11 protein-coding genes are annotated in these 8411 nt (G+C 43.1%); 1 reads left to right on the forward strand and 10 read right to left on the reverse strand.

Annotation, left to right across the window (positions count from 1 at the left end):
- The 9 genes from MUP17_02685 to MUP17_02725 form a co-directional block, all read right to left on the reverse strand.
- Positions 1–468, reverse strand: a 468-nt coding sequence (locus MUP17_02685) for a thiamine pyrophosphate-dependent enzyme (GenBank protein ID MCJ7457880.1), incomplete at its 3' end; no start/stop codon positions are given.
- A gap of 161 nt (positions 469–629) precedes the next feature.
- Complete coding sequence (gene vorB, locus MUP17_02690) at positions 630–1691, reverse strand: 3-methyl-2-oxobutanoate dehydrogenase subunit VorB (GenBank protein MCJ7457881.1); 1062 nt, start codon at positions 1689–1691, stop codon at positions 630–632.
- 32 nt (positions 1692–1723) lie between these two features.
- Complete coding sequence (locus tag MUP17_02695) at positions 1724–1927, reverse strand: 4Fe-4S binding protein (GenBank protein ID MCJ7457882.1); 204 nt, start codon at positions 1925–1927, stop codon at positions 1724–1726.
- 166 nt (positions 1928–2093) lie between these two features.
- A complete protein-coding gene (locus MUP17_02700) occupies positions 2094–2285 on the reverse strand; it encodes a hypothetical protein (GenBank protein MCJ7457883.1) in 192 nt (63 codons plus the stop codon).
- Between the two features lie 9 nt (positions 2286–2294).
- The gene (locus MUP17_02705; protein ID MCJ7457884.1) at positions 2295–2450 is read right to left on the reverse strand and encodes a hypothetical protein; all 156 of its coding nucleotides are present in this window, start codon (positions 2448–2450) and stop codon (positions 2295–2297) included.
- Positions 2451–2913: 463 nt separating this feature from the next.
- Positions 2914–3636 carry a hypothetical protein gene (locus MUP17_02710; protein MCJ7457885.1) on the reverse strand — a complete coding sequence of 241 codons (723 nt, stop codon included), beginning with the start codon at positions 3634–3636 and terminating at the stop codon, positions 2914–2916.
- Between the two features lie 4 nt (positions 3637–3640).
- Positions 3641–4438 (reverse strand): DUF4388 domain-containing protein, encoded by a 798-nt coding sequence (locus MUP17_02715; protein ID MCJ7457886.1) that lies wholly within the window; start codon positions 4436–4438, stop codon positions 3641–3643.
- A gap of 563 nt (positions 4439–5001) precedes the next feature.
- Positions 5002–5904, reverse strand: coding sequence for a 1,4-dihydroxy-2-naphthoate octaprenyltransferase (menA, locus tag MUP17_02720; GenBank protein ID MCJ7457887.1), 903 nt, complete (start codon positions 5902–5904; stop codon positions 5002–5004).
- A gap of 170 nt (positions 5905–6074) precedes the next feature.
- A complete protein-coding gene (locus tag MUP17_02725) occupies positions 6075–6596 on the reverse strand; it encodes a hypothetical protein (protein ID MCJ7457888.1) in 522 nt (173 codons plus the stop codon).
- 146 nt (positions 6597–6742) lie between these two features.
- Here MUP17_02725 and MUP17_02730 point away from each other — a divergent pair, with 146 nt between their 5' ends.
- Positions 6743–6952 carry a hypothetical protein gene (locus MUP17_02730; GenBank protein ID MCJ7457889.1) on the forward strand — a complete coding sequence of 70 codons (210 nt, stop codon included), beginning with the start codon at positions 6743–6745 and terminating at the stop codon, positions 6950–6952.
- A gap of 245 nt (positions 6953–7197) precedes the next feature.
- Here MUP17_02730 and MUP17_02735 read toward each other — a convergent pair whose 3' ends face one another.
- Complete coding sequence (locus tag MUP17_02735) at positions 7198–8118, reverse strand: OmpA family protein (GenBank protein MCJ7457890.1); 921 nt, start codon at positions 8116–8118, stop codon at positions 7198–7200.
- Between the last annotated feature and the right edge of the window lie 293 nt (positions 8119–8411).

Consider the following 8411-nt stretch of genomic DNA (forward strand, 5'->3'; position numbering starts at 1 on the left):
CCCGGCAACCCTGGGGTCTCTGCCAAAAGGGGTGGTGGTTGATTTCATCCCTAAAAGGGTCGTAGGTGCCATTTGTCCGCCGGTCATTCCGTAAATAGCATTATTTACAAATATTATGGTTATCCTTTCACCCCTTGCAGCCGCATGAATCGTTTCCGCCATTCCGATTGAGGCTAAATCCCCGTCTCCCTGATAGCTGAAAACTATGCAGTCCGGTCTAACCCTTTTAATTCCAGTAGCAACTGCAGGTCCCCTGCCGTGAGCAGGCTGAATCATATCACAGTTAAAATACTCGTCAGCGAAAACGGAGCAACCGACTGGTGCAATCCCGATAGTCCTTTTGGCTATCCCCAACTCCTCCATCACCTCACCCACCAACCGGTGAACCACCCCATGCCCGCATCCGGGACAGTAGCGCATCAGGATTTCGGTTAAACCTTTAGTTCTTTCAAAAACTTTCTTCTCCATAGTTCCTCCAGACTCAAAGAGCTTATAGCAAGTAACAATTTCGCAAAGGGTCTCTGTAATATTTGTTTGCGGGACTGGGAGTCCCGCCTACGGATTCAATAGATGTCGATTCCCCGTAGGACGGGCACCCTTGCCCGTCAAGATGCCTTTTCAGCTTTGCATCAACTCCTCATAATTTTCTTGATCACTTCTAAAACTTCTTCTCCAGTTGGTATTCCGCCTGATGGTCTGCCGTGCAAATAAACTTTGGACTTACCTTCGACAGCTAATCTAACGTCTTCTACTAATTGACCCAGGCTCATCTCCACGGTTAATATCTTTTTAATCCTTTCGGACAGGTCACTTATGATTTTACTCGGAAAGGGCCACAAGGTGATAGGTCTTAAAAGCCCGATTTTTATACCTTCTTTTCTGCCTAACATCAGAGCCGATTTCGAGATTCGGGAAGAAGTTCCGTATGCGACCAGGAGAATCTCCGCATCTTCAACCTGAACCGCCTCGAATTTTACCTCTTTTTCCTCGATTTCCTTATACTTCTCAGCTAATTTCAAGGTCATTTTTTCTAAATATCCGGGCCTTAAATCATAAGACCTTATCACCCTTCTTTCCCTGCCTTCAGCATTTCCTAAAGCCCAGTCTTTTGCCGGAAGTTTAGCAGGATCGACCGGCTCAAAGTCGAACTCTATCGGCTCCATCATCTGGCCTAAGAGACCATCTGTGAGAACCATTGTGGCGATTCTGTATTTCTCAGCTAAATCATAACACCTTCTAGGAAAATTCCCCATCTCGGAAACCGAGTTAGGAGCATATACAATTACTCTATAGTCTCCGTGACCTCCACCCCTGGTGGCTTGAAAATAATCGCCCTGAGAAGGTGCGATATTCCCTAAACCAGGTCCGCCGCGCATTACGTTTGCATAGAAGATAGGGAGGTTGGCACCTGAGATATATGAGATTCCTTCCTGCTTAAGACTTATTCCCGGACCAGAGGATGAGGTCATAACTCTGGCACCACACGCAGAGGCACCATAAAGCATATTAATAGCTGCAACTTCGCTTTCTGCCTGAATAAAAGTTCCTCCAACCTCGGGCAGCCTCCAGGAAAGGTATTCCGGGACCTCATTCTGCGGCGTGATCGGGTAACCGGAAAAAAACCTGCACCCGGCTCTTACCGCACCCTCAGCCAATGCCTCATTCCCCTTCATTAATAATTTTTCACCCATCTCTAAACTCTCCTTATAGTCATCCAGATAGATTACTTGTAAACCTCTATGGCTACATCCGGGCAGACCAGTGCACAGAGGGTACACCCGGTGCATTTTTCCGGCTTGACCATTTCAGCAGGATAATACCCGGTCGAGGCGAACTTCTTTGACATCCCTATTACCTTGTAGGGACAAGCAACAACGCAGAGTTCGCACCCTTTGCATCTTTTTATATTTACTTCAATTCTTGGCATATTGTCCTTTTTTTTTCCTTAAGAAAAAAAAGAAATTAAACAAATTTAAGAAAAAAACTTTCAAAAGCAAGCCTTTTTGTAACTTTTTTCACAAGCAAAAACCGCCATAAAAAAAGACCTGCTGGCGGTTGCTAACTACTTCAAATTCAACTAACTGCAGAAAAAATTACTTATAAATTTCAGCCTGATTGCATTTACACACGTTTACGTTTCTTTCTCTGAATTTCCAGGACCCGGTGTCGTTCCTGATAGATTCAACGTAAAGGATACTCTGTTTAGCCCCTCCGCACTTGGGGCAATGGACCAGATGTTTATCTTTCTTGACCTTATCCGCAAAAGTCATCTGCTTTTTAGGCATACTCCTCCTTTAAAATCTGAATTTCAACTCCTGTAGTAACCTCTCGCATTCTTTTCTGATCAGCAGAGCCTGGTAAATCAGCTCAGCTTTTTGTGATTTGGGACCCTTTCTGATCACGGCCTCTCTAAACTTCTGCTCAGACGCTTTGAAGTCTTTTGACTTCAAAGACCTTATCCCTTCCCGAAAAGCTCTTGTACCTTTTTCCTCTGCCATAACCCTAAGTTAAAACGATTTTGAACCGCCTTTTATTTGACCAGCATAGAAGTGTAAACCTTCAGGTTTACCCGACCCATATTATGCGTAGCTTGGAGGAGGTCTAAAACTCCCGCTACGTCAGCTTTATTTTCTGTACTTGCCATTTCCTCTGACCTGGTAAGACGACTCTCGTGCCTGTCGGGTCAGGGGACCCGACAGGCACATAAGAGTCATTGCGAGGAGGTCATTTGACCGACGAAGCCCATCTGGGCTTCGTCCCCTACGGGGGCTCGCAACGACAATGTGCTAAACTTCTTCAACAATCGTCTTGGGTTTACTTAATGATAAAGCTAAAGTCTTCTCCTGGATCCTGCGGACAAGACCTTAAGCTTTATACTCCAGGATCGTTGTTCCAAGATAATACTCATTTTCCCTAATTCAAACTCTTTTTTTGATTAATAATTTTTCTGAATCTTTCTAAATAAGGCTCAACCTTATATCTGTTTTGTCTTAGGTAGTAGATCAGTGAGGCGGTGAAAAACTCATCCTCCTTAGTAGTTTTCATCTCTAAGGTTTTCAACTGATAGTCCAGTATGGTCAAAAGATGGTCCTTGGGTTTGTAGAAATAATCCATCAGGTCAAGCTGGTAACTCAAAGTTTTCTGATACTTGTTTTTGATGTCCGTATCGTCTCCGTCTAAATTTCTTATCTCCTCCTTCAAGTTGAGGAGTGACTCATCCAACTGCACGAAATCTACCAGCCCCAAAGGGGTGTATTCCCAGCCTCTTCTCCTTAGATTTTCCCTTATAAATAAATTTGCCTGTTTTAAGGTCCTCTCCCCATCCTGATAAAATTTTTCTCCCCTGATCATCTCCCAATAGACTTTCATCCTTTCAATGCACTCTATCACTCTCTGAATCTGACTTTTCTTGACCGGCTTTGAGTTCAGCTCCTCACCCTCGTTTTTGAGCCAGGCTTCCATCCCTTTGAACCTGTCTTTTACCTGCCAGAAATCCCTGCTTTTTCCCAGCACGATATTTTCCAATGCGGTAACTTTTTGGTCAACCTCCCATTCCTCCTCTTCCTTTTCGAAAGCTCTCTCCAAAAAGTCATCCATAGATTTTTTAAGACTCAGGAGTGCCTCTTTTAATTCCATCTATTCATTCCTCAGTATATTTCTCCAGACTGCGATTGAACTGCTCTAAGAGCTTTTCCAGTCTGTCGGTTTTTATCTCCAGTATAGGCCTTTTTACCGGCTCAACTACCCCTGCTAAAAGAAGCCCGGCTAACTTTTTAAGAGTTTCGATCTTATCCCTTTTAGAATCCTCTAAGATTTTTCTGATATCCCGTTGGCCATCCACTAAGGTTAAGACATTCCATTCATCCGCTTTCAGGTTAATGTCTTTTTCCCGGTTATCTTCAGTTGGGGCTAAACCTACAACGGTATCAAAGGATGGCAACTTTTTCTTTAGCCTTTCCATCTCATCCGATCTTCTCACGCTTTCTAAAATCAGATTTTCCGTGGAGATCTTAATGGTTATCTCTTCTTGAGTGGGAAACCTGTTCTCGTAGACTTTGAAATTCCCCTTTTCCCATTTGAGAAGGTCATAGATCACTTCTTCCACCTGTAATTTTACCAGTTCCTCTAACTGCTTTCGGGTGATGATGCCTTCTAAAATTAATAGCTCCCCAATTCTTTTTTTGTCCTTGAGTTCTTTCTGGACTTGCATGATTTTCTGCAAACGGTTAGCACTTAATATCCCTTTTTTAACCAGTAGCTCTCCGACTCGGAGCCGATTATACGGGTTATGGGCAAAGATTATATTACCATCCTGGAAATAGACCATGATAACATCTTCACCTTTCTGCACGCCTAAGGTTCCGCTTTTCCTGCAGGCGCTCAAAAGCTGAAAGATGTCCGAAAGCTGGAATTTTTCCACACTACCCTGAAGTTCCATAAGCTCTTCTTGCAGGTTGAGTGTAGTTGCCTAATTTATTAGGCGTCTCCACTGCTCTGCGTTGGTGTCCTCACCAACGCAGAAAAAATCCCCTGTTTATTTAGCAGAGGCTTCACGACTCCGTTGCCGGGATCGCAAGGTTACTAACCCCTACATCTGCTATTCTCTTAGTTCGGAATATTAAGGAAATCCTTAAGACCGTCTTTTAGTGGTTGCCCAATTTATTGAGAAAGTTTTTGCTCGATAAATCGAGCAACTACAATTGTCAAAACCGGTAAACCCATGTTGCCCCCAACGTGGGTTTACGTCATCTTCTTGTAATCAAAAGGAGGACATGATTTGTATGGGCGTAAGGCAATCCGCCCCAGATTGTATTTCAGACGGTAGATGTAGACCCGCATTGCCCTCAATGTGGGTCTATACCCCACCTTGTGGGCAGGGTAGGATTACCGATGAAGACAGAAGGGCGAGGAAACCTCGCCCCTACCAAAAATCAAATCGGACCGTAGGGGAGGGGCTTGTCCCCTCCCGCGGGCGACCACGAGGGTCGCCCCTACAAGAGATTAGATCAGCCGGTTGAGGATAAATCCAAAAGAAAGAAGCAGCCCCACGAAAAGATGAATCTTTATGGTGCTGGCATTGGCTGGTATAAGCTCGTAGATTTTATCGTAATTAGCTCTGAGGACTTTTATGGCAGCGTAAGCCAGAGGCAAAGTCAACAAGGCAATCAGAGCAAAAGGTGGCAGCAGTCCTGATACTACTGAGATGATGATAGAAAGATAGGTTCCTGCGATAATGAGGTAGTATCCGTAAACTGCTTTTTTCTTACCCAATCTCACCACCCAGTGGTTCTTATTGACAGTTTTGTCAGCTTCGTAGTCCTGAAACTGGTTGATATACAGAATGCCGGTTATCATAAAAGCCACAGGGAGTGAAGCCCAGAAAGCTGACCAGTTCAGGAAATGCGCCTGAACGTAGAATGAGCCCATCACTGCCAGAACCCCGAAATCCAAACCTATCATCAATTCACCCCATCCGCGGTAGGCAAACATAACTGGAGTAGCGGTATAAAAAAACGCCGTCAAGACTCCAAAGATTCCAAAAAGAAGAACTATATTTCCAGGGGAAACATAATTAAGATATAATCCAATCACAGAACCCAGTCCGAAAAAAATTAAAGCCGCATTGAGGACCTGTTTAGCCGGGACAATACCATCCTGAATCACACGGCTGCCGCCAGAAAACGGTGTGAAGGAGAAGTTGATATCATCATCCGTAGTTTTATGGTCAAAATAGTCATTGGCAAGATTAGCGCCCGCATGGATAAAACAGAACCCGAACAAGGTCAGGAAAAAATTCAGCCAGTGGAATCTCCCGGTCTGGCTATAAGCTAAAGTAGACCCAACCGCAACCGGTACTAAAGTGCCGGTGAAAAAAGGCGCTCTTACTGCCTTAATCCATTTCATCAAGAATTCCCTCATCCTTTAAAATCCTCCCTTCCGTTCAAACTGACTTTAGTCAGGTTCTTAACTTACGCCACTAAAGTGGCTATGAACCGTATTGTCGAACTGACTTTAGTCAGGTTCATGTTTTGATTTCCTGTCCAAATTGATCTTGATCATGTGCTTTTAATCCCCTAACCTAACGTTTCGAGAAATTTCTCATCCTCCAGCAAAATGACTGATTGAATCCAACTTAATACCTGCTCTCTATCAATTTTCTTAGTCAGAGTGTAGAAACTTGAGAAGGGATATTTTTCTAGTTCCGCAAGAGTCTTAACCTCACTGTGTTTGACGGGATTCCCAACAACATAACCTCTTACCTTGGAAAGTAATACTTCTTTGTCTATCAAATAAATAAAATACTCATCCCAAACTGGCTTTTTGTTATCCGTTATTCTATTCAGATCATAGGCACTACCTCCATTTACCATCTGCAAAAGCCTTGGAATAATTCTTCCATCCCGAAAATATGAAACAAAATGATAGTGGTTCGACATGATGCTAAAGTCCAGATCCTCAACCCGGAACAACCCTTTCGACTTTTCCAATCTTGCCAAAATCAGCGATTTCTTTTCAATCGTGTCAAAAAACGGAAAGCGTCGTACTGTTGGAACTGTGATGAAATAATAGACATTGTTATAAAAGTTTCTTGACATACTAAATGATATCACTCTTTCAGACTTGTTTTAGTCAGGTAACCTACGCCACTAAAGTGGCTGAGAACTTACTGTTCAAACTGACTTTAGTCAGGTTGTCTACTCTTTTCTGAACTCTTTAAGTATATAATAATCGGGAACTTGAGATGCAAGAAAAAAAATTTCTAACATATACAACTGTTGCAGACTTACTTCAGTTAGGTCTTGTAATCTACTCAGCTAATGTGGCTAAGAATGTATTATTCAAACTGACTTTAGTCAGGTCCTGTCTCGACGCCACTAAAGTGGCTTGGAACAGGAGTCCGGTTGTTCAGACTGACTTTAGTCAGATTTCTGTCGCCAACCCTCCGCCGTAAGGGTTGTTCCAACTGACTTTAGTCAGGTTTCTGTCGCGACGCCACTAAAGTGGCTATGAACAAGTTCTCCTCTCCTGGTAAGGAGAGGAGTTAGAGCTGAGGTAATTATTCTAAAAGATCGTAGCGTCGGGCTTTATGCCCGACGAAAGGAAATTGCCTCCAACACCTGCTACGCCACTGAAGTGGCCAAGAACACACCCTCAAAACAAGTTTGAGAGTGCCACTCGCCGACTTTCTAACATAGGTTACTGTTTGATAATAACAAACCTGCAACTCCTGCGTGCCGATTGGAGTTGTCCTGCACGACCAATAATGGTTAGCCGATTCGCAGAAATCCCCTGCATGGTCAAATAGTCCATTACTTTTCTTGCTCGCTTATCGGCTAAGACCGAATCTCTGGAACTAAATGTTTGATAAGTAAACCCAGGATGCTGTCTATGTTCCATGGTGGTGTTCCAGAAAAAACCATCGCCAAATGCTTCGATACGAATCTTTGTATCTGGGAACTCCTGCAAAGTCCTTACATTTTCATCGAGTGAAGCCTTCGCATCCGGTCGAAGCTCGGAACTTGTAGAATCAAAATAAATTGTCTTCAGACGAAGCTGCACGATAGTTTGATCTAGGACATTGAATCGTTGCTCCACGCTTTTCAACAGGTCATCAATACTAGCCGGTTTTTTATCTGACAACTTTAGCTTATTTGTCAGAAAGTCGTAAATACTTCTAAGAGTATCTGTGGCTGCGTCCAATTGAGCTTGCTTCTTCCTGTTTTCGTTAGTTACTCTCTCGTTTTCTTGGCGTTGTTCCTCATTTATTTTTTTCTGTATCTCGTTTTCTTGGCGTTGCTGTTCATTTATCTGCATTTGACTCCAATTCTCTTTTGCCAACTTTGCGTTATTAAGCTCCGCATTTATTTGTTTTGTCTGGCGCATCGGCTCAAAGTAGAAGATAAACCAATTTACTATTAATACAGCCACAATAACACCTGCCAATGCCCACTTAATTAAAGGCCCTTTTACGCGCCATTTTCTGCGCCATTCCAAATCCTCGAATTCTGCAATCAGCTTTCTGTTCTCAGCCTCGTTCCTAGCTATCTCAGATTCAATTCTTCTTCTCTCCAAGTCCGACAAAGGTTGATTCTGAGAATGTTCTGGATTTTGGTTCATCTTCTACTCTATTTTTTGAATTATATATAACACCCAGAAACTTAAGAATCAAGAAAAAATTATTATTTAAACTGACATCAATCAAAGTTCACACCTATATCTCTAAAGTGACAAAAACGGTATTGCTTGATCTTAAAATGAAGTTTACTTTGTGAAAGGAGAGTTTAGCTTCCTACTGTGGTCGTCGAGTCCCCTGACTCGACGAAACAGCATTGACGCGGTCAATGCACTCCATAAATAACTATTAGCGGAGGTTTCACACCTCCGCGCTGAGCCCTAAAGGCTCAGCTACG

It is taken from the genome of Candidatus Zixiibacteriota bacterium (assembly GCA_022865345.1).
Lineage (GTDB): Bacteria > Zixibacteria > MSB-5A5 > MSB-5A5 > RBG-16-43-9 > RBG-16-43-9.

What these genes read in the sequence shown, in the direction of transcription:
- vorB (MCJ7457881.1), bottom strand. Translation starts at nt 1,691, where the DNA reads ATGGGTGAAAAATTATTAATGAAGGGGAATGAGGCATTGGCTGAGGGT.
- MUP17_02695 (MCJ7457882.1), bottom strand. Translation starts at nt 1,927, where the DNA reads ATGCCAAGAATTGAAGTAAATATAAAAAGATGCAAAGGGTGCGAACTC.
- MUP17_02700 (MCJ7457883.1), bottom strand. Translation starts at nt 2,285, where the DNA reads ATGCCTAAAAAGCAGATGACTTTTGCGGATAAGGTCAAGAAAGATAAA.
- MUP17_02710 (MCJ7457885.1), bottom strand. Translation starts at nt 3,636, where the DNA reads ATGGAATTAAAAGAGGCACTCCTGAGTCTTAAAAAATCTATGGATGAC.
- MUP17_02715 (MCJ7457886.1), bottom strand. Translation starts at nt 4,438, where the DNA reads ATGGAACTTCAGGGTAGTGTGGAAAAATTCCAGCTTTCGGACATCTTT.
- menA (MCJ7457887.1), bottom strand. Translation starts at nt 5,904, where the DNA reads ATGAAATGGATTAAGGCAGTAAGAGCGCCTTTTTTCACCGGCACTTTA.
- MUP17_02725 (MCJ7457888.1), bottom strand. Translation starts at nt 6,596, where the DNA reads ATGTCAAGAAACTTTTATAACAATGTCTATTATTTCATCACAGTTCCA.
- MUP17_02730 (MCJ7457889.1), top strand. Translation starts at nt 6,743, where the DNA reads ATGCAAGAAAAAAAATTTCTAACATATACAACTGTTGCAGACTTACTT.
- MUP17_02735 (MCJ7457890.1), bottom strand. Translation starts at nt 8,118, where the DNA reads ATGAACCAAAATCCAGAACATTCTCAGAATCAACCTTTGTCGGACTTG.